The 24,167-nt window shown below is 57.8% G+C and carries 26 protein-coding genes and 1 riboswitch; of the genes, 19 read left to right on the forward strand and 7 right to left on the reverse strand.

Features of this window, described 5'->3' with window-relative positions; all coding sequences use genetic code 11:
• Positions 1-55: 55 nt before the first annotated feature.
• Entirely contained in the window at positions 56-955 is a 900-nt protein-coding gene (locus MJA45_RS01900; RefSeq protein WP_315605608.1) for a D-alanyl-D-alanine carboxypeptidase family protein, read from the forward strand.
• 141 nt (positions 956-1,096) lie between these two features.
• Here MJA45_RS01900 and MJA45_RS01905 read toward each other — a convergent pair whose 3' ends face one another.
• From MJA45_RS01905 to MJA45_RS01920, 4 genes are all read right to left on the reverse strand, one after another.
• Entirely contained in the window at positions 1,097-1,444 is a 348-nt protein-coding gene (locus MJA45_RS01905; RefSeq protein WP_315605609.1) for a DUF2512 family protein, read from the reverse strand.
• Positions 1,445-1,637: 193 nt separating this feature from the next.
• Positions 1,638-1,865, reverse strand: coding sequence for an alpha/beta-type small acid-soluble spore protein (locus tag MJA45_RS01910; RefSeq protein ID WP_315605610.1), 228 nt, complete (start codon positions 1,863-1,865; stop codon positions 1,638-1,640).
• A gap of 88 nt (positions 1,866-1,953) precedes the next feature.
• The gene (locus MJA45_RS01915) at positions 1,954-2,976 is read right to left on the reverse strand and encodes a Gfo/Idh/MocA family protein (protein WP_315605611.1); all 1,023 of its coding nucleotides are present in this window, start codon (positions 2,974-2,976) and stop codon (positions 1,954-1,956) included.
• 18 nt (positions 2,977-2,994) lie between these two features.
• Positions 2,995-3,879 (reverse strand): sugar phosphate isomerase/epimerase family protein, encoded by an 885-nt coding sequence (locus tag MJA45_RS01920; protein ID WP_315605612.1) that lies wholly within the window; start codon positions 3,877-3,879, stop codon positions 2,995-2,997.
• 114 nt (positions 3,880-3,993) lie between these two features.
• Between MJA45_RS01920 and MJA45_RS01925 the strand changes: the two genes are divergently transcribed.
• The 4 genes from MJA45_RS01925 to MJA45_RS01940 all read left to right on the forward strand — a co-directional run bounded on the left by MJA45_RS01925 (position 3,994) and on the right by MJA45_RS01940 (position 8,363).
• Positions 3,994-4,878: a helix-turn-helix transcriptional regulator gene (locus MJA45_RS01925; protein WP_315605613.1), complete on the forward strand. Its 885-nt coding sequence runs from the start codon at positions 3,994-3,996 to the stop codon at positions 4,876-4,878.
• 216 nt (positions 4,879-5,094) lie between these two features.
• Positions 5,095-5,907, forward strand: coding sequence for an alpha/beta hydrolase (locus MJA45_RS01930; RefSeq protein WP_315605614.1), 813 nt, complete (start codon positions 5,095-5,097; stop codon positions 5,905-5,907).
• Between the two features lie 422 nt (positions 5,908-6,329).
• Positions 6,330-6,866 (forward strand): cysteine hydrolase family protein, encoded by a 537-nt coding sequence (locus MJA45_RS01935; RefSeq protein WP_315605615.1) that lies wholly within the window; start codon positions 6,330-6,332, stop codon positions 6,864-6,866.
• A gap of 45 nt (positions 6,867-6,911) precedes the next feature.
• Entirely contained in the window at positions 6,912-8,363 is a 1,452-nt protein-coding gene (locus tag MJA45_RS01940; RefSeq protein WP_315605616.1) for a nicotinate phosphoribosyltransferase, read from the forward strand.
• Positions 8,364-8,522: 159 nt separating this feature from the next.
• Here MJA45_RS01940 and MJA45_RS01945 read toward each other — a convergent pair whose 3' ends face one another.
• Together MJA45_RS01945 and MJA45_RS01950 are read right to left on the reverse strand one after the other, a co-directional pair.
• Positions 8,523-9,674, reverse strand: coding sequence for a conserved virulence factor C family protein (locus tag MJA45_RS01945; protein WP_315605617.1), 1,152 nt, complete (start codon positions 9,672-9,674; stop codon positions 8,523-8,525).
• Positions 9,675-9,790: 116 nt separating this feature from the next.
• Positions 9,791-11,575, reverse strand: a complete 1,785-nt coding sequence (locus tag MJA45_RS01950) for a DEAD/DEAH box helicase (RefSeq protein ID WP_315605618.1) — start codon at positions 11,573-11,575, stop codon at positions 9,791-9,793.
• Between the two features lie 309 nt (positions 11,576-11,884).
• Here MJA45_RS01950 and MJA45_RS01955 point away from each other — a divergent pair, with 309 nt between their 5' ends.
• Both MJA45_RS01955 and MJA45_RS01960 read left to right on the forward strand, forming a co-directional pair.
• Complete coding sequence (locus tag MJA45_RS01955) at positions 11,885-12,229, forward strand: helix-turn-helix domain-containing protein (RefSeq protein WP_315605619.1); 345 nt, start codon at positions 11,885-11,887, stop codon at positions 12,227-12,229.
• Positions 12,230-12,250: 21 nt separating this feature from the next.
• A complete protein-coding gene (locus MJA45_RS01960; RefSeq protein WP_315605620.1) occupies positions 12,251-12,544 on the forward strand; it encodes a DUF3895 domain-containing protein in 294 nt (97 codons plus the stop codon).
• Between the two features lie 62 nt (positions 12,545-12,606).
• On the opposite strand, the gene MJA45_RS01965 is transcribed toward MJA45_RS01960, so the two are convergent.
• A complete protein-coding gene (locus MJA45_RS01965; RefSeq protein ID WP_315607919.1) occupies positions 12,607-13,368 on the reverse strand; it encodes a YhcN/YlaJ family sporulation lipoprotein in 762 nt (253 codons plus the stop codon).
• Between the two features lie 293 nt (positions 13,369-13,661).
• On the opposite strand from MJA45_RS01965, the gene coxB reads away from it, so the two are divergent.
• The 12 genes from coxB to MJA45_RS02025 all read left to right on the forward strand — a co-directional run bounded on the left by coxB (position 13,662) and on the right by MJA45_RS02025 (position 24,021).
• Positions 13,662-14,666, forward strand: a complete 1,005-nt coding sequence (gene coxB / locus MJA45_RS01970) for a cytochrome c oxidase subunit II (protein ID WP_315605621.1) — start codon at positions 13,662-13,664, stop codon at positions 14,664-14,666.
• A gap of 73 nt (positions 14,667-14,739) precedes the next feature.
• Positions 14,740-16,536 (forward strand): cytochrome c oxidase subunit I, encoded by a 1,797-nt coding sequence (gene ctaD / locus MJA45_RS01975; RefSeq protein WP_315607920.1) that lies wholly within the window; start codon positions 14,740-14,742, stop codon positions 16,534-16,536.
• A complete protein-coding gene (locus tag MJA45_RS01980; RefSeq protein ID WP_315605622.1) occupies positions 16,536-17,150 on the forward strand; it encodes a cytochrome (ubi)quinol oxidase subunit III in 615 nt (204 codons plus the stop codon). Before ctaD ends, MJA45_RS01980 begins: the two co-directional genes overlap by 1 nt.
• Positions 17,151-17,153: 3 nt before the next feature.
• A complete protein-coding gene (locus tag MJA45_RS01985) occupies positions 17,154-17,468 on the forward strand; it encodes a cytochrome C oxidase subunit IV family protein (RefSeq protein WP_315605623.1) in 315 nt (104 codons plus the stop codon).
• A 121-nt stretch (positions 17,469-17,589) separates the two neighbouring features.
• Entirely contained in the window at positions 17,590-18,456 is an 867-nt protein-coding gene (locus tag MJA45_RS01990; protein WP_315605624.1) for a cytochrome c oxidase assembly protein, read from the forward strand.
• A gap of 20 nt (positions 18,457-18,476) precedes the next feature.
• On the forward strand, positions 18,477-18,938 hold the full coding sequence (locus MJA45_RS01995; protein ID WP_315605625.1) for a DUF420 domain-containing protein: 462 nt from the start codon (positions 18,477-18,479) through the stop codon (positions 18,936-18,938).
• Positions 18,939-19,237: 299 nt separating this feature from the next.
• Positions 19,238-19,322, forward strand: a riboswitch (cyclic di-GMP riboswitch).
• 33 nt (positions 19,323-19,355) lie between these two features.
• Complete coding sequence (locus MJA45_RS02000; protein ID WP_315605626.1) at positions 19,356-19,541, forward strand: anti-repressor SinI family protein; 186 nt, start codon at positions 19,356-19,358, stop codon at positions 19,539-19,541.
• 179 nt (positions 19,542-19,720) lie between these two features.
• Positions 19,721-20,428, forward strand: coding sequence for a hypothetical protein (locus MJA45_RS02005; RefSeq protein WP_315605627.1), 708 nt, complete (start codon positions 19,721-19,723; stop codon positions 20,426-20,428).
• A 31-nt stretch (positions 20,429-20,459) separates the two neighbouring features.
• Positions 20,460-20,876, forward strand: coding sequence for a GntR family transcriptional regulator (locus MJA45_RS02010; protein WP_315605628.1), 417 nt, complete (start codon positions 20,460-20,462; stop codon positions 20,874-20,876).
• A gap of 67 nt (positions 20,877-20,943) precedes the next feature.
• The gene (locus MJA45_RS02015) at positions 20,944-21,855 is read left to right on the forward strand and encodes an ABC transporter ATP-binding protein (protein ID WP_315605629.1); all 912 of its coding nucleotides are present in this window, start codon (positions 20,944-20,946) and stop codon (positions 21,853-21,855) included.
• Positions 21,852-22,772 (forward strand): ABC transporter ATP-binding protein, encoded by a 921-nt coding sequence (locus MJA45_RS02020; RefSeq protein WP_315605630.1) that lies wholly within the window; start codon positions 21,852-21,854, stop codon positions 22,770-22,772. The genes MJA45_RS02015 and MJA45_RS02020 overlap by 4 nt, the downstream gene beginning before the upstream one ends.
• On the forward strand, positions 22,747-24,021 hold the full coding sequence (locus MJA45_RS02025; RefSeq protein ID WP_315605631.1) for an ABC transporter permease: 1,275 nt from the start codon (positions 22,747-22,749) through the stop codon (positions 24,019-24,021). The genes MJA45_RS02020 and MJA45_RS02025 overlap by 26 nt, the downstream gene beginning before the upstream one ends.
• Positions 24,022-24,167 lie beyond the last annotated feature (146 nt).

Consider the following 24,167-nt stretch of genomic DNA (forward strand, 5'->3'; position numbering starts at 1 on the left):
GCTTCCCCTAGTAGAATAAGAGAATCGTAAAAACGAACGCACGGGGGAAGACAGGATGAAGAAGCTTTTGGTGCTTGGGGTTGTGCTTGCTTTTCTTGGCTATTACAAATGGTCGTCCCTGGCGGAGATGAATGCGAAGGCTCCCGAGGTGGAGGCTCGTTCGGCCGTGCTCATGGACGCGGCGACGGGCCGCATCTATTATGAAGCGAATGCCAATGCCTCCATGCCCCCGGCCAGCATGTCCAAGATGATGACTGAGCTGGTGGTGCTCGATGAGCTCGCCGGCGGCCAGCATAAATGGGAGGAGAAGGTCCGGCTGAGCCGGTATGCTGCGGAAGTCACGGGCTCGAAGATCGGCTTGAAGGCCGGGGATGCGCTTTCGGTCCGCGACCTCTTCGATGCCATGGTGGTTCATTCGGCGAACGATGCCGCCATCGCCTTGGCTGAGCATTTTGCCGGGACGGAGGCAAAATTCGCCGATCGGATGAACGCCAAGGCGAAGGCGATCGGGCTTTCCTCCGGGACGCGGTTTGTCAACGCCACGGGCTTGATGAGGCGTGACCTACCCGATCAGGCCAAGGTGCTGACGGGGGAGACGCAGATGACCGCGAAGGATACGGCGAAGCTGGCGGCTTACCTCATCCGTACCTATCCGGAAATTTTGAAGGTCACGAGAATCAACGAGCTGGAGCTCTCGCAGATGAACATCCGCCTGCATACGACCAATCTCATGCTCGAAGGCGAGAAGTACGCGTTCTCCGGCAATGACGGCCTGAAAACGGGCTACACGGAGGAAGCCGGCTACTGCTTTACGGCAACAAGCGAGAAAAACGGCCGCCGGCTGATCAGCGTGGTGATGGGGACCACTTCGCCCGATGCCCGGTTCACGGAGTCCGAGAAGCTGCTTCATTACGGCTTCAGCCGGAAGGACGGCAAGCAGGGGCTTGCTGAATAGGCGGGGAGTCCGAAACGGGAACAACACTCACGGATGAGGCACCGGCCACTGTACAGCAGCGCATTAAAGACCAGTCCCGCCGCCTGCAGCGGCAGCGGAACTGGTCTTTTTCGGGTCGGGACGATTTGGCACGCGGTGCGTTCAATCCAGGGGCTCCGTGTCCGAAGCGTTCCACGTATGCTCCCTCATCATGCGGACATGCAGGAAGAATTCGAACATCCCCAGAACGACGGCTATGACGAAGATCTCCAGGAAGGACAAGGACCATCCGGCATAGGCGCCGACCGCCCAGAAGAATACGAAAGCGAGAACGGCATCGGCTGCCGCGGCCGCCGCATTAGAGGTCCGGCGGAGCAGGTACTGGTCTCCCACCGTATACGCGAGCGCCGATAGAATAACAGACATGAACAAGGAAGCCAGAAACGAAGCATCGGAGAAGATCATCAGCAGGGCAATGACAATGATTCCGTTTCCTGCCAGCTTAAGCATCAGATTGCTCAGGGGGCTTCCTCCTTTCCATAAAGGAAACGGCCGCAGCTCATTAAGGCTGCCGCGGTTACCGGGATGTCTAAAAAGAAGAAAGCAGCTTAACGAGCCGGCTGCTTTCCTCTGGGTTCCATCATGTATGGTGGGGCTGGTAAGCTATGTGCCGGTAGTCTCTCAGCCGTAAGGCTGGGACTTCCTAGAAACGTTGACCGAATTGGCCGGCCAGCTGCTGCTCGGCGATTTCCACCAGACGGCGGGTAATGTGTCCCCCGATAGCTCCGGTGTCGCGAGTTGCCATGTTTCCGTAGTAGCCGTCTTGAGGAATTTGAATACCCAAGGATTGGGCTACTTCATACTTCATTTGCTCCAAAGATTGTCTGGCTTGTGGTACGACCAGAACGTTGCTGGATTGTCCGCTTCCCATAGTTGTCACCTCCAATGTGATGAGGTTATTATTCGCCGATGGGAAAGGATTATGCATCCAATTCAGAAAAATTTTTGAGGGGGCCGGATCAGCGGCGCAGAAGAACCTTTTGGCCCGTCCGGGCGCTTTCCCGGGCACCGAACACCATGGCCATGCTGTGCAGGTTATCCGTGCAGACCGTTTCGGCGGGCCGTCCTTCGAGCAGGGCGGCGAACATTTCGTCGAGGCAGCCCTTGTGGCCCTCGCGGCCTTCCCAGGTGAAGGGAGCCTCGAACCGTTCCAGCCCACTCGTGAACGAGCCATCCGGGCGGGGCTTCACGATTTCGGCATAGGGAGCGGCACCATCCCAGATGGCGGTGCCTTTGCTCCCCACGGCTCTCCAGGAGGCCTCCCAGGAGGTGGGAGCCCCTTCCGCGCACCAGGAACCATTGTACGTGAACACCGTTCCGTTCGCGAACTCGAAGATACAGGCCGCCGCCGCGTTCCCCGCATACCACGACCCGGGAGGGTTGAATTCGTGGCAGTACACCGAAACCGGGTCCGATCCGATAATCAGGCGGGCCTGGTCGAAGGTGTGAATCGACATGTCGAGAAGAAGCGGGCTTTCCATCGCTTCGCGGAACCCTCCGAAATGCGGCCCGAGGAAGAAGTTCGCCGTGACGAAGCCGGTCTGGCCGATGACGCCTCCCGCGACGAGCTCCCGGTATGCCCGAATTTCCTTCAGGTAGCGGCGGTTCTGCATCACCGCGTACATCCGCCCGGCCCGCCCGGCTTCCCTTGCCATGTCCTCGGCATCCTCCATCGACTCGGCCATCGGCTTCTCGCCCAGCACATCGCATCCGGCCCGGAGGGATGCGGTGGTGATGTTTTTATGAGCGGCCGGAATCGTCACGTCGAACACCAGATTGGCGCCCGTCTGCCGGATCGCCTCCTCGACATCGGAGAACCAGGGGCAGGTCAGCCCATGGCGCTCCGCCATAGCACGGGCCGAGGCCTCCTGCAGATCCACCAGCGCCACAAGCTCCGCATCCTCACGGGCAAGGGCGTATTCCACCCAAGTGTTGGCCATGCCTCCGCAGCCAGCCTGAATGATTCGGAATGGTTTGGTCATGATAGTCTCCTCTCCTGTTTAGACGGGGTTTGGCACGAAGGAGCCCCCCCGGCACTGCTTAAGATAGGTCAGGCCGTGGACCTGGCCGGTCATTTCCCAATCGCCCGCATAGACGGGATCGTGATAACCCTCAATGTCAATGGAGCCTTGGTACCCGTGCTGACGCAGAATGGAGATCACGTCGGTCCAATTCGTGTCCCCGAAGCCCGGCGTCCGGTGCCAGACATATTCCTTCGGCCCGCCGGTCCCATACTCCCGGACGATGTCCCAGGCGATGGTGGCGTCTTTGCCGTGAACATGAAAAATTTTGGGCATCCACTTGCGCAGCTGCGGAATCGGATCGATAAGGGTCACCATCTGGTGGCACGGCTCCCACTGAAGACCGAGGTTGGGCTCGGGAACGGCGTTGAACATCATTTCCCAAGCGGTGGGGTTGTGGGCGATGTTCCAGTCTCCTCTCGACCAGTCCCCGTCCATGCTGCAGTTTTCGAAGGCAAGCCTTACCCCGCCCGCCGCCGCCCGCCGGGACAGTTCTCCGAACACCTCCCGGAAACGGGGCAGGGACTCCTCGATCGGTCTACCGGGAATGCGCCCGGTAAACCCGGCGACCAGATCGGTGCCGAACAGCGGAGCATGATCGATGAGACGCTCCCAGCTCGCCAGGCTGTCGGCATTCCGGCCTTCGCCGGTCAGGGGATTCCCGAAAATCCCCAGGCAGGAGATGACCGTGCCGTGCTTCTCCATCAGCTCCCCGACCCGTTTGGCCAGCTCCGGAAGGTCGGTGTCTCCGGTTGTCTGCCAGAAGGTCAGGCTGAAGCTCTCGAACCCGTGGGGGGCGATCTGGGGAATGATGCGCACAGCGCTGTCCCCGGACACCAGCGTTCCGATGCGGATGTTCTTCAAGTCGATTTCCTCCTCGAATGGTTATTGTATATAATGAATGTAACCGAAAAGACAGCTGTAATCTCTACAGGATCGTGCGATAAAGTTGCACAATATTGCTCTCGGAGGTGCAAGGTGACGGCCCTGTCCGAACTGAAGGAGAACACCGAGCTGAAGGGGAGAACGTTCCCGATCAACGTCTTTCCGAACCGGCCTGTCGGGGAGCAGGCCTTGTATTTGCACTGGCATGAGCACCTGGAGATCATCTATATGCGAAGCGGCCAGGCCGTCTTCGACATCGGCGGCCGGACCTATCCGGCGGAAGCCGGCGACCTGCTGTTCGTGAATTCCCGCGAGCTGCATTCCGGCTTCTCGGTGAACAATACACGGGTCGAATTTCACGCGATTGTCTTCAGCCCCTCTCTGCTCGGAAGCCAGGAGCCGGACCCGCTTCACGGCCAGTTCGTTCTGCCTTTTCTGGAAGGCAGCCGAAGGTTTCCGGGCCGGATCGGCCGCGGGGATAAGCTCTACCGGGCGTTCGCCGGTCCGGTGAAGGCGGTGCTCGCCGAATTCGAACGGCGGCAGCCGGGCTACGAGCTGGCGATCCGGGCCCAGCTTCATCTGCTGCTCGCCGCCGCGCTCCGGCACCAGACCGGACTTGGAGCTCCGGAAACGGGAGCACAAGGGCAGGAGCGGAAGCTTCAGCGGTTCGAGAAGCTTTTTCCTTACATCAAGGAGCACTACCCTTCCCGGATTTCCGTGGAGGAGGCCGCCTCCCTCGTCAGCATGAGCCCGTTTCACTTCTGCAAAACGTTCAAGAAGCTTACTGGCCGCACCTTCGTGGAGTTCGTCAACCTTCACCGGGTGAACGAGGCGGAGAGGCTTCTCCGGGAAACGGGACTTACCGTTACGGAGGTGGCCGAACGGGTGGGCTTCTGCAGCATTAATTATTTCGACCGCACGTTTAAGCAGTACAAGCATTACAACCCGTCGCGCTGCCGGCGCCAGGAGCGTGAATAGGCGCGGGAGCCGGAAGCCCCGGCTCGGTGGATCACCCGGCCGTTAAACGGAGCTTGGCGGGGACCTAGCTTTATCCGATAATCCGAAATCCAGGCCATGGCCGGTTCCTGCCGGAACACAGCTGAACGCCCTACAGAGGCGGAGGGACCGCCGGTCCCTTCCCGCCTTCGGGTTCTACTATCGCCATCCAAATCCCAGCAAAAGAGGTAACCGATCATGAGCTTAGTACCCGTTCCCTTCTTCTCGAGCACTTTGTTCCGCCGTCAAACCTGCTTTGTTTATCTGCCGCCGGGCTACGAATCGTCCGATCAGCATTACCCGACGATCTATTTGCTTCACGGGCTGTACGGATCCGAGTCCGACTGGACGCAGAAGGGGGGAGCCGAAGCCACGCTGGATCGTCTCCTGGCCGCCGGGGAGCTGCGCGAGTGCATCGTCGTCATGCCGAATGACGGCGGCTACGGGCACGGCACCTTCTACCTCGACTGGTACGACGGAACGGGGAACTTCGAGCAGTACATTACCGATGACCTCGTTCCCTTCATTGACTCGCATTATCGTACCCTGCCCGCCCCGGAATCGAGAGCGATCGGGGGATTGTCCATGGGCGGGTTCGGAGCGTTCTATCTAGCCCTTCGCCATCCGGAGCTGTTCGGAGCAGCCTCCTCCTTGTCGGGAGCGATCGGCTCGCCTTCGCTCTTGTCGTTCAAGGACTACTCCCGCTCGGAGTTCCCCCGGATGCTCGGGCCGGTTACCGGTCCTTACGCCCGCGAACGGGACCTCGCCCGGCTCGTCGAGCAGCGGGCGAAAGAGGGGGCCCTGCCGCAGCTGCATTTCACATGCGGGACCGAGGATTACCTGTATCCGCTCAGCTGCGGGTTCAAGGTTCACCTCGAAGGGCTTGGGGTCGGTCATGAATACACAGAATACCCCGGGGCCCATACGTGGGACTACTGGTCGGAGCATCTGCCGGAAACGCTGCGTTTTATGGAAAAAGCTTTTGCCGCCAAAGAGGCGGAAAGCAGCTGACGCAGAGGAGCTTCCGCGGCACCGCATGGGCGGCGCCCGGGTCCAAGCCCTGCGATACCGCTTCGGCCTAGGGGTTCAAGCCTGCTTGGCGCATCGGCTTATCGAACTAATCTCCGCGATGCTGTTAAGATAGCGGCCGCGGGGACGGATGCCCGAATGGCTGCAGATGGATAGGGGCCGGGGGATGGATGCCCGTTTGCGGGAAGGACGGCTCGGCTGCATGAGTTCAGCCGGGACCGGCCTTTTGTTTTTAAGGCGGGGTGACGCTGTTTTAAAGTCCGGCGGGAACGTTAAGGATAAGAGGGCGAACTGGTTAGGGCGTAAGGATTGGCTGGCGCCGGGGCGAACGCCCTTGACAAACGCTTTTTATTCATACATAATGAAACTATCAAATAGACATTATCGAAACGGAGGCGGAGGAAATGAAGGCCCTTCTGGTCATCGATTACACGGTGGATTTCGTAACTGGAAAGCTTCCCGTCGGGCAGCCGGCGCTGGACATTGAAGAGAGGATCGCTGCTCTGACTGAGGAATTCGTGGAGTGCGGGGATTACGTCGTGATGGCGGTGGATGTGCACGAGGAGAATGACCCGGACCATCCGGAGACGAAGCTTTTTCCTCCTCACAATATCCGGGGGACCGAGGGACGGGACCTGTACGGCCGTTTGCGGGAAGTGTACGAGAACAATAAGAACCGAATCGAGTGGATGGATAAAACCCGGTACAGCGCGTTTCACGAGACCGGCCTCGATGAAGAGCTGAAGAAACGCGGCATCCGGGAGCTTCATCTGGCGGGGGTCTGCACCGACATCTGTGTGCTGCATACAGCAGTGGATGCGTACAACAAAGGCTATTCGCTTGTGATTCACCGCGGCGCGGCCGCCAGCTTTAATGCGGCGGGACACGCTTGGGCGCTGGAGCATTTTGCGGGAACGCTCGGGGCGGAAATAACGGACTGACCGGGTGGCCATTCTAATAAGAAAGAATCGAGAGGGGCGGCAATCATGACCCATTCGCATTACGCGCTTCATACGGACAAATACCAGATCAACATGCTGTATGCTCATTGGTTTCACGGTACCCACAACCAGAGGGCGGTGTTCGATGTGTTCTATCGGAAGCAGCCTTTCGGCAACGGCTTTGCCGTCTTCGCCGGTCTGGAAAGACTGGTTCACTACTTGAACGAGCTGCGGTTTAAGGAGGAGGAAATCGCCTACCTGGCGGAGCAGGAGGAAGGGTACGACCCGCGGTTCTTCGAAGAGCTCCGGAATTTCCGCTTCACGGGGACGCTTCATGCGATGGAGGAAGGGACGATCGTGTTCCCGAACGAGCCGTTGATCCGGGTGGAGGCCAGGGTGTTCGAGGCTCAGCTGATCGAGACGGCACTGCTGAATTTCGTCAACTTCCAGACTCTAATTGCCACGAAGGCGGCCCGGATCAAGCAGGTGGCCGGGCAGGATAGGCTGCTCGAGTTCGGCACCCGGCGGGCGCAGGAGGCGGACGCCGCGGTATGGGGCGCGCGGGCCACATATGTGGCGGGCTTCGACGCCACCTCGAACATGCAGGCGGGGATGAGGTTCGGCATTCCGACCAAGGGGACGCATGCCCATGCGTGGGTGCAGAATCACCGGACGGAGCTGGAGGCCTTCGAGCGGTTCGCCGAGGCGCTGCCCGATCAGGTCACCCTGCTGGTGGATACGTACGACACGCTGAAATTTGGCGTTCCCGATGCCATCACCGTCGGCTTGAAGATGAAAGAGAAGGGTAAGACGCTGAAGGGCATCCGGCTGGACAGCGGAGACCTGACCTACTTGTCGATTCAGGCCCGGCGCATGCTGGACGAAGCGGGGCTGACCGAGACCCGGATTACCGCGTCGAACGATCTGGATGAGAATACGATTTTTGAGATCAAGGCCCAGGGGGCCCGCATCGACATCTGGGGAGTGGGCACCCAGCTCATTACCGGAGGCAGCCAGCCGGCGCTCGGCGGCGTCTACAAATTGGTCGCCCGGGAGGAGAACGGGGAGCTCGTCCCGACCATTAAGATCTCGGGGAACCCGGAGAAAATCACGAACCCCGGCATCAAGGACGTCTACCGCATCATCAGCCGCAAGACCGGTCGGGCCGAGGGCGATTACATTACGCTTCACGGGGACGAGGATGTCCCGCACGGCAAGCCCATCCGGCTGTTCAACCCCACCCACACCTTTATTCAGAAAACGGTGTCGGATTACGAGGCTGTCCCGCTGCTTAAGCCGATCTACGTGGAAGGCAAGCAGGTCTATGAGCTGCCGACCCTGGACCGGATCCGCGAGCTTCACCGGGAGCAGATGTCGTGGTTCTGGCCGGAATATTTACGCCGGCTGAACCCGGAGGTCTACCCCGTCGATCTCAGCCAGAAGGCCTGGGACATGAAGATGGACCTGATCCGGAGCCATCTGGAGCCTAAGGAATAAGGCCGCGTATGCCTGACTACGTAAAAAAGCTCATCTTCCCTCGCGGGACGGTGAGCTTTTTAATAGTAAATCAGGAAAAAAACCGGTTCGGCAGGTGAGCCGGTCCGAATGGGAAGGGATACCGGCTGAGAAAGGCCGGTGGAGGAAAGCCCGCCGCGGTCAGCCCCGGTCCCGGTTCGTCATCTGCTGCCAGACGGACCCTGCGGCCGCTTCGCCTCCCTCGATCCGCTCAAGCGCCAGCTGGGCCTGCATGCGGACTTCGAATTCGGGGTCGTCCTGCGCTTCGCGAAGGGCGGGAACTGCGGATTCGTCTCCGGCCTCGTACAGGAAGCGGGCGGCTCTCCAGCGAACGAGCTTGTTGGAGTCCTTCAAGGCTTCCGCCATCGCCGGGCCGGCTTCGGGGAAGCCCAGGTCCGACAGAGTATCCCCCGCTGTCCGGCGGACCACCGCGGAGGAATCCTTAAGCGCCCGGTACAGATAGGGGAGGACAACAGGGTCCTTCAGATCGCCCAGGTAAACGGCGGCGAGCCGGCGGATGGACGTCTGCGGATCCTCAAGGGCTTTGGCCAGAAGCGGCAAGGATTCCGCCTCGGGCTTCATCCGCTGAAGGGCCGCATACCGCCGCCGCCAGTCGGGATCGTTCAGGGCTTCCTTCAGCTCCGCTTCCCCGGTCGCTTCCTCGACCACCGTTTCGCCCGGATCCAATTGAGCGGCGAGAACCCGCAGCTCCTGCAGCCGGGCCTCGTCGTAGGCCGCGTCCAGCTCGCGGACCACCTCATCCAGTACCTCCTGCAGGTCGCCGTACCGGACGCCATGCTCATTCAGCTGGCGTTCCCGGATCAGGTTGGGGGAGGAGAGGCCTGCTTCCATCGCGGCTTCTACGAACCGGGCGGGCAGGGAGGCCCGCTTCTCTTCCTCGCCAGCGCTTACCCTTACCTGCATGGGAATGCCGCGGAAGGTTTGGACGAGCACCTTTACCTCCCCGTAGGCCGGATCCGCCTCCGCCGCCTCCCCTTCCGCCAGGGCGGGGGAGAGGGACGCCGGAGCGCCCTCGGCGGTGCCGAGAATCCGGCGGGATTCCGCCAGGATGGACGGCCAATCCCCTTTCGGATGCCGGTCGAGGGCCAGGAAATCCGCCGCGTGGTACAGACCCGTGACGCCCGGGATGGAAAGCAGCTCTTGGACGAAGGGAGGGGCCTCTTCCCGGTTATCCGGCGTGTAGGTGAGGCGCCTGCCCTCCGGCAGTTTCTCGTCCAGGGTCAGCTTCATCGTATTGGGACTGGGGGTCGGTTCGATCGAAACGATCTTCATCTCGTTTCCTCCTCCGGTTTGGATTCATATAAGAACAAAAGGGCGGCTGAACGTCAGCACACCCGTTGAAGGGATAAAAAAGACCCGGCGCCTAAGCAGGCCGCCGGGTTTGCCGCTTAGCGCCGGCCGCGCTTGGCTCCGCCGCCTGCAGGCCGCTTGCCGCCGGCACTCCGGCCGCCGCTCGGCCGCGGGGCACCGCCGCTGCGTCCCGCGCTGCCGGAGCGCCCGGCTGCGCCTCCGCCGCGCGCCGAGGCACCGCGCGGAGTGCGCGGCGACGAGCTCCACTCGCCGGCGTCACGCCCGCGGTCGCTCCGGCGGCTGTCGCCGCGCTCCGCGCTCCGCGGCCCGCCATCGCCGCCGCGTGCTCCGCGGCTTGCCCCGGCGGCTCCGCGCGTGCCGCGGCCCTCGCTGCGCAGGCCGTCCGCTCCCGCCCGGCGTCCGCCCGGGCTGGCGCTGCGCTCGCCGTAGCCGCGCTCCTCCGCTGCAGCACCGCCTGCCGTCCGCTTACCGCGGCCGGGCTCGCGGAAGCCGTCCGCCTCCGCTCCCGCCGCGCGTCCAGCCGTGCGCGCGCGGCGCCCGTCTTCGCTTATGCCGCGCGCGCCGCGGCTCTCCTCGCCGGAGCTGCCCGGCCGGCGGCCTTCGCCCCAGCCGCTGGCGTAGCCTCGTCCGCCGGCTCTTGCCGCTGCGCGTCCGCCTCCGCCGCGTGCCGCTCCCCTGCGGCCGCCTTCGCCGCGGGAGCCCCGTCCGGCCCCGCGGCCCTCTTCGCGCAGAACCGGGGCCGGTGACCTCCGGCCGCCCTTCTGCTCGATCGTCTGCTTGATGCCGCGTTCAATCTGCTCGAGGTGGAACCGGTCCCGCGGCGACGCAAAGGTCACCGCCATTCCTTCCTGGCCCGCACGCCCCGTCCGGCCGATGCGGTGGATGTAGCTCTCGACATCATGGGGAATGTCGTAGTTAAATACATGGGTGATGCCTTCGACATCAATTCCGCGTGCCGCCATATCGGTCGCCACGAGCACATGAATGCGCCCTTCGCGGAACCGTTTCATGACCTGTTCCCGCTTCGCTTGGGACAGGTCCCCGTGAAGCTCGTCCGAAGCAATCCCCTTCTCCTGCAGGGCTTCATTTAAGGCGGATGCCCGCCGCTTCGTGCGGCAGAAGACCATGGAAAGGTAAGGGCGGTAGGTTTCGAGCGCCTCGATAAGGGCATCCTGCTTGCCGCGGTCCGTCGTATTGATGACGACCTGTTCGATTTCGTCGAGGGTGATCCGTTTCGCTTCTATTGTAATTTCCTGCGGGTCGCGCATGTAGTTCTTCGCCAGCTGCCGGACCGGTCCCGGCATAGTTGCCGAGAAAAGCAGTGTCTGCCGGCGGGAAGACGTCTGGTCGATAATTTGCTGCACATCGGCCAGAAAGCCCATATGCAGCATCTGATCCGCCTCATCCAACACGAGGTACTCGAGCTTGCCGAAGTGAACCGAGCCGCGGCGCAGGTGATCGAGCAGGCGGCCGGGCGTCCCGACCACGAGATGAACCGCTCCTTCGAGCTTTCTCAGCTGGCGTTCCACATCCTGTCCCCCGTAAGCGGCAAGTACGTTGGCGCCTACGGCCGGGGCCAGCTTCTGGGCTTCATCGGTGATCTGAATGGCAAGCTCCCGGGTCGGCGTGATGATGAGGGCCTGAACGGCCTTCTGCCGGAGGTCGATCCGTGAGAGAATGGGAAGCAGGAAGGCGAGCGTTTTTCCTGTTCCGGTCTGGGCCTGGGCAATGACATCCTTGCCGGACAGGGCAACCGGAATCGCCTGCTTCTGAATGGGTGTAGGATGGGAAATGCCCATCGTCTGTAAAGCTTCGGCAAGCTCGGCGGCGACGCCAAGCGGGGCAAAACGGTTTTTATCCATTGGGTTAACCCTCTCTTATGGGACTGATTCTTAGTATCCTTATCTTCCGATTTTCATCCGAAGGTTATGATATCTCCTCATTATACCTTATCTTTCCTTCCCCGCACCAATCGCGCATTTTTACGGCAAGGTATAATCTCCCTATCCTTTAGTTAGAATTGTTTATAATAGAAGAAAATAGCAGAAATTTCGTCATTATGCAGGACTTTAGCTGTATTTTACACGGGATTCCGGCTAATTTCTTTCACCGGCTTAACATTTAAGATATAATGAGGTCAAAACTACCATGGATCAAGAGGAGAATTCAGCGTGATCGGAAAACGAGTCCAGAACCTGCGTCTGCGGAGAGGATTGACCCTCTCGGAACTTGCCGAAAGGGCGGGGGTCGCCAAATCCTATCTCAGCACGATGGAAAGGGATATTCAATCCAACCCTTCCATTCAGTTCCTTGAGAAAATCGCAGCCGTTCTCGGCGTAACGGTGGAAGCTCTTCTTCAGCCGGAAGAGCCGCAGGATTCGGACGAAGCCGACCGCCTGGACCAGGAATGGCAGGAGCTGGTTCGGGAAGCGATGTCGTCCGGCATCAGCAAGGAACAGTTTCGTGATTTCCTCGAGTTCTCCAAGTGGAGAAACCGCGACCGGGATCCATCTTAGTGCCGCAAGGAGGTTGGAATCATGAAGCCCGTGCAGTTTACGATGGACGATCTGTTCGCGCCTTCGCCGGAACCCGTTCGTGATCCGCTCGAATCGCACATAATGACGTATATAAATGAAGGAATCAGCAGTGCCCGGGAAATATGCGAGAAGCTGATCGCGCGGCAGGGAATGGATCCGGCCCGTTACAGCACCGGGAAACCTGTCCTTTTTCCTTACGTATGCCGTTGTCTGGATTCGCTCGCCTCATCCGGGCAGGTGAAATTCCAGGGAGCGGTCGAAGGAACGGAGGACCGGACTTACTTCAAGGCCTAACGCACCAAACGGAGGATGCCTGGCAGGCGTTCCTCCGTTTTCTTTTGTACCTTCTTAAGGCACTATCGGACGTTTCGCTTGTTTTCCACGGTGCCGTTGATGATCTTGTCCTCCGTTTTCCGGTCGGGAAGGCTTAATACCCGGTTGACCATCCCGTTGAATTCCTGAACGCGGGAATCGAGCGGGAGGCCTCTCGCGCTGTCCTGGGCATAACCGTTCATGAGGTTGACGAAATCCCGATGGGCCGAGATGTACACTTCATGAACGGAAGGTTGGGCATTCCGGATAATCGAGGCGATCTCCTGCTTCAGGCCGTGGGAAATGTTGTCCGCCTCCTCCACCGTCTCGTAGCTGTTGCTTCCGGAGGTAAGCAGGCGGGGGTCCTGGTAGCTCCCGAATTGGTGGGGGTAGTACCGGCCGAGGGAGGTGGGCGAGTTGTTCGTCTCATGGCGGGCTCCCGCCCCGCGGGTCCCCGTTGCGGTGTGGTCGATGAGGATGGCCGCGTAGGCGTTGGTTTCGGTCAGAACGACGAAGGCCGTATTGATTCCGTTGACATTGGCTACCTTATCGGATAACACCTGGCTGTACACGAGGCGCTTGTTGGCATGAATGACGGTTTGGCCCGTACCCGCGCCGTACAGCTTCATCCCGGTATCGGGAACGCTTCCCCGGGTGGAGCTGTAATTGCTGTTGCTGCGCACTCCGTAGCTCGGAATGCCTCTCTTGCCTTTGGCCTCACCGTCGGAGCATCCGCACAGCCCGGTCAGGAGCAGCGCCGAAGCCCCGGCCATAAGGATTCTGGACCATCGGTAGGTGGGGATCATCACGGAATAACCTCCTTTTGAACAGGGCGTAGGGTTCTTCTCTATAGGATGAAACAACGGGCGGAAATTATCCTTGGGGACCGGTGGAAACGATGCATAGAACGCTCAAAATAAGGAAACAATCCATACGAAAAAAGTAAAAAAGTGCCGATTTAGAACGTTTTGTGAACTTGTGGCAGAAGATTGACAAAAAAGTTTGACGAATTTATAGTTAATAGGGTGATTAAGTTTGTTGACAAGGCATGGTTCGCCATGTTACGGACTATTACGAAATAAAGTGGGGTTGATAAGTGATGAGTCGATGGAAATTTGTATGGCGTCTGATGCCCCTGTTAGCGGTGTTGGCGCTGCTGCTTACCGGATGCGGCGAAGTAGAGAACTTGTCCGCATTGGATCCTAAGGGTCCCGTCGCGAGGGAGCAGCTTTTTTTAATGGAGTTAAGTCTGGCTGTCATGATCTTCGTGTTCATCGTCGTTATGGCCATCTACCTTTATGTTCTGTTCCGCTACCGCAAGCGTAAAGGCGACGATTCCATCCCTAAGCAGGTGGAAGGAAACCACGTGCTGGAGATTATCTGGACGGTTGTTCCCATTTTGCTTTTGTGCGTTATCGCGGTACCAACTGTAGGTTACACCTTCAAGCATTCCACGGACTACCGGGAAGACAAGAACGTCATGCACGTTAAAGTAACGGGTCATCAGTTCTGGTGGCAGTTCCAGTACCCGGATCACGGGAACATCAACACGGCGCAGGATCTCGTTATTCCTGTCGGCAAGAAGGTCTCTTTTGAAGTTACCTCCGCAGACGTGAACCACTCGTTCTGGGTTCCTTCCCTCGGCGGTAAAATCGACACCAACCCCGGTATGTATAACGTCAACTACCTGGAGGCGGATGAGCCTGGCGTCTATAAGGGCAAGTGCGCCGAGCTTTGTGGTGCTTCCCATGCCTTGATGGACTTCAAGGTCAGAGCGCTTTCGCAGGCGGATTTTGATGCGTGGGTCGCCAAAATGCAAGCGCCGGCCGCTTCTTCGGCCGCTACCGCAAAAGGCGAAGAAGTCTTTAAGAACCAGTGCATCACATGCCACGCGGTTACTCCTACAGGCGCCGGTCTCGGACCTAACCTGAACGGCTTTGCGAGCCGCGAGAAGATAGCGGGCATTCTGGATCACAACGACGAAAGCTTGAAAGCCTGGATCCAGGATCCTCAAGCGGAGAAGCCGGGCACCCTTATGCCTCAGCTGCCACTCGATGATACCCAGCTTAACGAGCTGGTCAAATATTTGAACACGTTGAAATAACGATCAAGGCCATAAGGAGGTAACCGCGTTGGCACATGCTCATGCACATCCGGTTAAAAAGTATAGTGGGCTGATGGACTGGCTCACTACGGTCGACCATAAAAAAATCGGAATTCTTTACTTCATTGCGGGAGGAATCTTCTTCCTTGCAGGCGGATTGGAAGCGCTCCTCATCCGGATTCAGCTGATGTTCCCGAACCAGGACATTTTCATCGGCGGAACGTTCAACCAGCTGCTTACGATGCACGGAACGACGATGATCTTCCTTGCCGCCATGCCTCTCATCTTCGGATTTATGAACGCGATTGTCCCGCTTCAAATCGGAGCCCGGGACGTAGCTTATCCGTTCGTTAACGCTTTAGGCTTCTGGCTCTTCTTCTTCGGCGGACTGCTCCTTAACCTGAGCTGGTTCCTGGGCGGAGCTCCCGATGCGGGATGGACGGCCTATGCTCCGCTTTCCACCGATGCCTTCAGCGGCCGCGGCGTAGACTTCTACGTATTGGGTCTGCAGATCGCCGGTATCGGAACGCTGATCGGGGGGATTAACTTCCTCGTCACGATCATCAACATGCGTGCACCGGGCATGACCTTCATGAGAATGCCTTTGTTCACCTGGACGGCTTTCATTACGTCCGCGCTTGTCCTGTTCGCTTTCCCGGCCATTACCGTCGGTCTGGTGGAGCTGATGTTCGACCGTCTGTTCCATGGTAACTTCTTCGAAGTCGGTAAGGGCGGTAACGTGGTTCTCTGGCAGCACTTGTTCTGGATCTTCGGTCACCCCGAAGTTTACATTCTGATTCTGCCGGCTTTCGGAATCATCTCTGAAGTGGTCAGTACGTTCTCCCGCAAGAGACTGTTCGGCTACAGCTCCATGGTCTTTGCAACCATTCTCATCGGCTTCCTTGGCTTCATGGTATGGGTTCACCATATGTTCGCAACGGGTCTTGGTCCGGTAGCCAACTCCATCTTCGCCATCGCGACTATGGCCATCGCTGTTCCAACCGGGGTTAAAGTCTTCAACTGGCTCTTCACCATGTGGGGAGGACAGATTCGCTTTACGACCGCTAATTTGTGGGGTCTGGCTTTCATTCCTACCTTCGTTATGGGTGGGATGACAGGGGTTATGCTCGCTGCTCCTGCTGCTGACTTCCAGTACCATGATACGTACTTTGTTGTCGCTCACTTCCACTACGTTATTGTCGGTGGTCTGGTTCTCGGCTTGTTCTCCGGCTTCTACTACTGGTGGCCGAAGATTTTTGGCCGCGTGCTTAACGAAACGCTGGGCAAATGGCATTTCTGGCTGTTCTTTATCGGCTTCCACTTAACTTTCTTCCCGCAGCATTTCCTCGGACTCATGGGGATGCCGCGCCGGGTATTCACCTACGACCCGGGCCTGGTCAGCGGAAACCTGGTTTCCTCGATCGGCGCTATGTTCATGGGTATCGGTACGATTGTCTTCCTGCTTAACATTATCGTCACTTCGATGAAGGCAAGAGATGCCGTAAGCGATCCGTGGGACGGACGTACGCTGGAGTGGGCCATTCCTTCTCCTGCACCGGAGTATAACTTCAAGCAGACTCCGCTGGTCCGCGGTCTGGATCCGCTGTGGAAAGAGAAGATGGCCGGCAACAAGGAAATGACGCCTGCCGAGCCGATCGGATCGATTCACATGCCTTCGGGTTCGATTCTTCCGCTTATCATGTCGATCGGCCTGTTCATTGCCGGCTTCGGCTTTATGTATCACGTGTACCCGGTCTGCATCGTGGGTATCGGCATCACCTTGATCTGCATGCTTCTCCGGTCTGTCTATGACGATCATGGCTGGCACATCGAGCCGGAAGAGCTCGAAGATAAGGGGGTTAAAGCATAATGGCTAACGCACATGCTACCGGCGCGCTGCCGGTTGAACCCGAAAAGGCCACCCTTGAGGGAAAGAATAAAATTTTAGGCTTCTGGCTGTTCCTTGGCGGCGAGACGGTTCTGTTCGGAACCCTCTTCGCCACCTTTATCGCCCTCCGCAACCAGATTGCGGACGGCAAGCCCGCGGCCGAGCTGTTTGTTCTCGAAACCGTTGCCTGGTCCACTTTCATTCTCTTGACGAGTTCCCTGACGAGCGTGTTCGCCATGATGGCCATGCACCGTCATCAAGTTAAGAAGATGCTTCTGTGGTTTGGCATCACCATCCTTCTCGGCCTTGCGTTCTTGGGTCTGGAAATTTATGAGTTCTTCGAATACGTACATGAGGGGCATACTTTCAGTACGAGCGCCTTCAGTACATCGTTCTATACGCTGGTTGGGTTTCACGGAGCCCACGTGGCTTTCGGTATTTTGTGGATCGGCCTTCTGATTCTTCAAGGATTGAAGAAGGGCCTTACGGTCGTAACCGCTCCGAAGTTCTACGTGGCGAGCCTATACTGGCACTTTATCGACGTGGTCTGGGTGTTCATCTTCACGGTCGTGTACTTGATGGGAAAGGTGGGCTAAGCGATGAGCAACAATCCCCAAACTTCTTCACCGAGCAACCGTCACCGGCTGGAAGGGCCTAAGAATCACTACATTGCTTATCTGGTTTCCATCCTCCTGACGATTCTGGCTTTCGCGGCCGTTATCTACACGGGGCTGGACAAAAGCTTCCTAATCTTCTTCCTGGTAGGAATGGCACTCGTGCAAGCCATTTTCCAGCTGGCGATTTGGATGCACATGAAAGAAAGAGGTCATGTCTACGCGATGGTCGGCATCATCTTTGGGTTTATCGTAGCCCTGAGCGGTGTGGCTGCAGCGGTTTTCTGGATGTGGTGGTAAGGTTGAGAAGGGCGGTCGGATTCCATCGGGCCGCCTTCTTTTTTTGGTCATGGGGGCTGCCCTTTATAAGGGTTAGGCTTGGAAACAATGGTTAATCCTGTTTAAGAGGAGGTTGAATTTTATGCCTGGAATGGAACATATGCACCAGGGGGCCAGCTTCTCCGCGATGTGGAGCCCCGGAATCCTGCTGCTTACGATATTGCTCGGCTGGCTGTATTTCTATCTCGTAGGGGCCGGCCGTCACCGGTTTCAAGACTCGTCACCCGTGGGGGCAAGGAAGAAAACTTACATGGTTCTCGCCCTGGTTACCTTATACATCGGACAAGGAAGTCCCCTTAACTATTATGGGCACGCGGATCTGTTCAGCGCCCATATGATGCAGCAGTCCCTGCTGTATCTGGTGATGCCTCCGCTCGTGCTGCTGGCGATCCCGGAATGGCTGCTTAAGCCGCTTCTGGATAAGCCGTTTGTGAAGAAATGGATCTATCCGCTGTTTCATCCTCTTCTGACGGTGCTGGTGTTCAACATGCTGTTCTCGATGTACCACATCCCAACCATCTTCGAATACAGCATGTCCCATCCTTCCCTGCACGTGGCGTATCATCTGGTGCTGCTCGTCACAGCGTTCCACATGTGGTTTCCGGTCTTCTGTCCGGTGGCCGGCTGGCAGCGCATTTCGGATCTTCAGAAGCTGGCTTATCTCGTAGCCGACGGCATCCTGCTGACCCCGGCCTGTGCTTGTATCATTTTTGCAAACAGTGTTATATACGGCACTTATGCCGATGAGTTCACGTCTTATCTTCCTCCGCTCGACGACCAACAGCTTGGGGGAACGATCATGAAAATTGTTCAAGAAATTGTCTATGGTGCGGCACTGGCATACGTGTTCTTTAAATGGTATCGTAAGGAAAGGAAAAAGGATCGGGAAGAAGAGGAGCTGTCCGACGCGGAGCTTCTCCAACGGACGAACCTTTCCACTCATACCTAGGAACAGGACGGGATTTCTTCATGCCAAGTCTTTTGCCCACGATTAGTACAACTTTCATTGTCATAAGCGCGGTGCTGGTCGGCTTCGGCTGGTACCACATCGCCAAAGGGAACCGGGAAACCCACAAGAAATTCATGGTGGCCGGCGCAATCTTTGCCCTCGCGTTCTTTCTTGTGTACATGTCGAGAACGATCTTCGTGGGAAATACGAAGTTCGCCGAGGACGGACCGATCTGGATCCGTGACGCTTATTATGTCTTCCTGCTGTTTCACATTACCCTTGCGACGGTTTCCGCGGTCTTCGGGATTGTCACCCTGCTGCATGCTTACAAGGAGCGGTTTGCGAAGCACCGGAAAATCGGCAAATGGACAGCCATTATGTGGCTGATCACCGCCCCTACCGGGGTAATGGTATACCTGCTGCTTTACGTTCTCTATCCGGGAGGCACGACCGCTCCGGTGTGGGAAGCGATATTCAAGTAAGAAGAACCGGCCCCTGCGGCCGGTTTTTTTGTTTGATTCAGGACAAGTAGGACAAAGGCCTTATCTTCCAATGACAGACATTCCTTGTAACTTTTTTCCGTAAAAGGGTTAAGGGCAGGCATTTATTGGGTAATGGTAATAGAGGAGGTTTGCTTAAAAGGGGCATTCAGCCGTATAGCGGCGTTATGGAAGCTTGTTGTCGTTTTATGTGAGGCGTAGGAAAAAAGATTTAGATCGACATCACAGTTCGACATACGGATGCTGGCAGGCTTGGTATAATGAATTTCGTTGGCAGGGGAAGAAAGAGGGGATCACGATGAAATATGCTCTTAAGCTGGGCACCTGGGGCATATGGAGGTAGTGGTGCAACCGGCCCGTGGTGAAATCCATACATTTGACCATTGGAGGAAAAGTTCGATGAACACACAAACAGAGATCGAAGAACTGGATATGGAGTGGGTAGAACTGATCGCCGCCGCTCGGCAGCTCGGCCTATCCAAGGAGCAGGTCCGGGGATTTCTAAGCACACCGCTGGCTTATTTGGTAGAAGGACGGGAGAGAACCACGGATACCGGTCTCGATCCGTTAACCCATGCCGGATAGAACATTCCATACATAATCACAGGTTCCGGGTTGGACGGGACCTTATTCGGCCGGAGTCAGCCCTGGGCAGGGTTGGCTTCTTTTTGTTAGGAAAAGGAAGAACTCCTTGCGGAAGGAAAAAAATGTGTGTATATTGTTAATATAAATATACACAGTAATCACACTAAGGAGAGATGACCGTGTGGAAGAGCGCGGCCCGGCTGGCCCGGATGGAAATCAGGAGGAAGGCCTGTGAATTCCTCTTCTCAGGAGCCGTCACCGTCTTTTATACCATTCTCATGACGAACCTGCTGCAGGACGTCTCCGAAGACGCAAGTAACGGAGTTCTCGTGGATGTTCTCTTTCTTCTCCTCAGCATGATTCAGGGAATGACCATGAATATCAGCCATGCCGGGTATTGGAAGACACGTCCTTACACGGCCAAGCTGAAATGGATGAAGAGCTTGCCTGTCACCGACCGGGAGATTACGGGAAGCCGGTTTCTCGTGCTGGGGGTGACGCTGCTATGGAACCTGCTTGTGTTTTACATCAGCCTTCTGTTCCTCTCGAGGGCTCCCGAGGGAGGGTTAACCGGAGGGTATGGATTGGCTTTCGTGGCCCTTTGGCTTTGGGCACCCCTGCTCATCGGGGCCTGCTGTGCTTACTTCGAGCTTGTGATGAAAGAGAAGAACTATCTGATCCTTATTTCGGTCCTTACCGTCGTGATCATAACCGTCCCCGTCCTTCTGGGAAAGGGAGGGGATCCGACCTTGGTGGCCTTGTCTTACAGGCTTCTCGATGCTTACGGAGGCGGCGTGGTACTTGCCGCCTTGGCCGCCGCCGCTGTGGGGACCTACGCTTTCTACCGTTCCAGTATCATCGGCCTGGGCAAACGGGACCTGAGGTAGACCGGAATTAAGCACAGGAAGGGGGGAGGACATGCGGATACCGATACAGCTTTCCCCGGAGAGCCCCGAACCGATGTACCACCAGATCAAGGAGCAGCTTCGTGCCCTTATCCTAAGCGGAGAGCTGAAGGAAGGTTTGCTGCTTCCGTCCATCCGGGAATTTGCGCTTGATCTGGCTTGCAGTGTCATTACGATCCGCCGGGTGTATCAGGATTTGGAGCAGGAGGGTTTCCTTCGGACCCGTCAGGGTACGGGAACCTTCGTAGCGCGGGTCGACAGCGGAGACCGGGAACGCTTCCGCAGCCAGGCCCTGGAGGCCGCTTTACGGGAAGCGGTGGAGCTCGGCCGAAGGCTGCAGTGTCCGGCGGAAGACATGGAGCGCCTGTTCAAGGAAATTTTGGAGGAGAGGGAGAGCAAGAAAACCCAACTCCCCGGGAACAGCGAATAGCGCATTAGGGGAAGCGGCGATAGAGAAGAACGGAGGCCAGGAACGGCGGTCTGGAAAGGGTGGAAGCATGGAGACGATGGTGTCTTATCGTAACATAGAGAAGCAGTACGGCGGAGATTTTGCTTTGGGTCCGGTCAGCCTGGAACTGGAGCGGGGGTATATTATGGCACTGGTCGGCTCCAACGGCGCAGGCAAAAGCACCCTGTTCCAAATGGCCATGAACATGCTGAAGCCCGACCGGGGGGAAGTGAGGCTGTTCGGCCAAGACCCGGCCCTTCAGGAGAAGGAGATCAAGACGAGGATCGGCTACGTGGCCGATCCGGTGCTGATTCATCCTTACGCGAGGACCGTCGGCGAAGCGATGGATTTCTATGCGGAGTGGTACCCGGGCTGGGGTGCCGCTTTGTGCCGGAACTTGATGGAGCGGTTCGAGCTCCCAGTCAGCGCCAAGCTTCGCAAGCTGTCAACGGGAATGAAGAGACGGCTGGCGCTGACCGTCGCCCTCTCTTATCGGCCGGAGCTGCTTCTGCTCGACGAGCCTTCCTCCGGTCTCGATCCTTTGGCTTGGCTGGTCATGATCGAAGAGATCGGCCGGTATATGGAGGAGGGGGCCGGCACGATCTTGATGGCGAGCCACAACATGGACGAGGTCAGGCGCCTCGCCGACTATGTGGTGTTTCTTGACCGGGGCCGGGCTTACGGACCTTTCGAGAAGGATGCTCTCCTGACGGACTGGAAGCGGATCTGGACCGAAGAGCTGCCGGAGGAAGTGTGCGCTGGCCTTCCCGGAACGGTCCTGCTCGAAGAAGAACCGATGCGGATCGTTACCGACGATCCCGGTGCGGTACAGGCCTATCTGGCGCAGAAAGGCAGACAGGTATTCCGTTCCCAAGCGCTGGAGCTCGAAGAAATCATGGGCTTTCTGACGGGCAGAACGGAAGCGGCGTCCCGAAGAAGCAAGGAGGAGAAGAGAGCATGAATGCACTGCAGCTGGAGAACGTGGTGAAGAATTTTGCGGACAAACGGGCGGTCAACGGCATTTCCTTCGAGGTGAAGGAAGGGGAAATTTTCGGGCTGCTCGGGGGAAACGGGGCAGGTAAAACGACCACCATGCGCATGGTGCTTGGCCTAATCGCGCCTGACGGGGGATCTATCCGCTGGAAAGAACGGGCCTACCGGGATGAGCTGAGGCGGATCATGGGCTACCTGCCGGAGGAACGCGGGCTTTATCCGAAGGTGAAGGTGAACGAGCAGATTCTGTATTTGGCGGAGCTTCGCGGCATGCCGCGGAAGGAGGCCGACCGCCGCCTGAAGAGGTGGCTCGAGGAGTTCGAGGTCCCGGAGTATTACGGCAAGAAGGTGGAGGAGCTGTCCAAAGGGAACCAGCAGAAGATCCAGTTTATCGCCGCCGTCATTCATGATCCGGAGATCGTTATCCTCGACGAAGTGTTCAGCGGGCTGGATCCCGTGAACGTGGAGCTCATGAAAAAGTCCGTCCTGCACCTGCGGGACGAAGGCAAAACGATTCTCTTCTCCAGCCACCGCATGGACCATGTCGAGGAGCTGTGCGAGAACATCTGCATCCTGCACCGGTCGAACCTTGTGCTGAAGGGCAAAATCAAAGAGATCAAAGCAGGCTACCCGAAAGAGCGGATTGTGCTGGAAACGGCCGGTCCGGTAAAAGGGCTCTCCTCGACTCCGGGCGTTCTGTCTGTGGAGGAGAAGGAAGGCCGGTACGAGATTCGGATTAATGCGGCCTCGGCGGGAAGAGAAATTCTTCAGAGGGCCCTTGCGCAGACGGACGTGTCCCGTTTTCAGGTGATGGAGCCGACGTTAACGGAAATTTTTATTAAAAAGGTGGGGAAAGACCATGAACAGTCTGCTGTCGGTCATTAAGTTCACATTCCTGAACCGGATCCGGACCAAGTCCTTTCTAGTGACCTCTCTTATTCTCTTAATCGTCTTAAGTATCGGCATCAACCTGCCTTCCCTCATCTCCTCCTTCTCGAGCGGCAAAGCCGACAAGGTAGGGGTATGGGACCGGCCGTCGGAGGTGGTCAGCGGATTAGAGGCGTATTTCGGCGCCCAGGAGAAGCCGTCCATCGAGCTGGTCAAAATTCCTGACCAAGGGAGCGCCGCAGCGAATGACCGGTTGATTAAGGAACGAATCGAGGCCAAGGAAATCAAAGGCTTCCTCGAGCTGACCGAAGACAAAGCGGCGGGATTCCCCAAGGCGACCTACAAATCGGCCGGATCCTTCATGGAGAACGGAGTTACCGGCGACCTGGCTCCGGCGCTTCAAGCCGTCAAGCAGGCGCAGCTGCTTAAAGGGGCCGGCCTGACGGCCGAGCAGCTCGCCAAGTTGAATGCGCCCGTCGACCTGACGAGCATTCAGGTGGATAACGGAGACGGCCGGACCCGCTCCCAGATGATCGTTTCCTACATTCTCGTCTACGCGCTGTTGATCCTCGTCTCCATGATGGTCTACATGTACGGGAACATGATTGCGATGGAGATCACCTCGGAGAAGAGCTCCCGCGTGATGGAGCTTCTCGTCTCCAGTATCTCTCCGGTCAAGCAGCTGTACGGCAAGGTGCTCGGCACCCTCCTGATCGGCCTGCTGCAGATCGGCGTCTATGTCCTTGTGGTCGTGATTAACCTGAATCTTCCGCATAACGCGTCATACTTCAAAGGAATCGACCTGGATTTCGGAGACGCTCCTCCTCAGCTGTATGGGTATTTTGTGCTTTTCTTCCTGCTCGGGTTCTTCCTGTACGCCATGCTCTGCGCCGCCGTCGGCTCGCTTGTCAGCCGTACCGAGGAGCTTGGCCAGGCGATTGCCCCCATTACGATTCTCGCGCTGGCGGGCTTCTACATCGGCATCTTCGGCACCAATGCTCCGAGCTCGGAATTCGTCACGGTCGCGTCCTTCATTCCGTTCTTCACCCCGGCGGTGATGTTCCTGCGCATCGGAATGGCGAATCCGGCAGCCTGGGAGGTCTGGCTGTCCATCGGGGTTCTGGTGGTGACGATTCTCTTCGTCGGCTGGCTGTCGGCTAAAATCTATCGGACCGGCGTTCTCCTGTACGGCAAACGGCCCAGCTTCAAGGAGGTCCGCAAAGCGATGCAGGCTTTTCGAGCGTAGCGGGCTGGAGCCTTTCTTGACATCGGGGAAGGGACCCTATAAACTAACAGTAATCATATTTTGAAATCCGGAGGAGCCTGTCACCAAGGGCACCTCCTTGTTTTTTTCGGAGAGCCCCTGGTTGGGGCTCTTTTTTTGTGGAAAAA

It is taken from the genome of Paenibacillus aurantius (assembly GCF_032268605.1).
Lineage (GTDB): Bacteria > Bacillota > Bacilli > Paenibacillales > NBRC-103111 > Paenibacillus_AO > Paenibacillus_AO aurantius.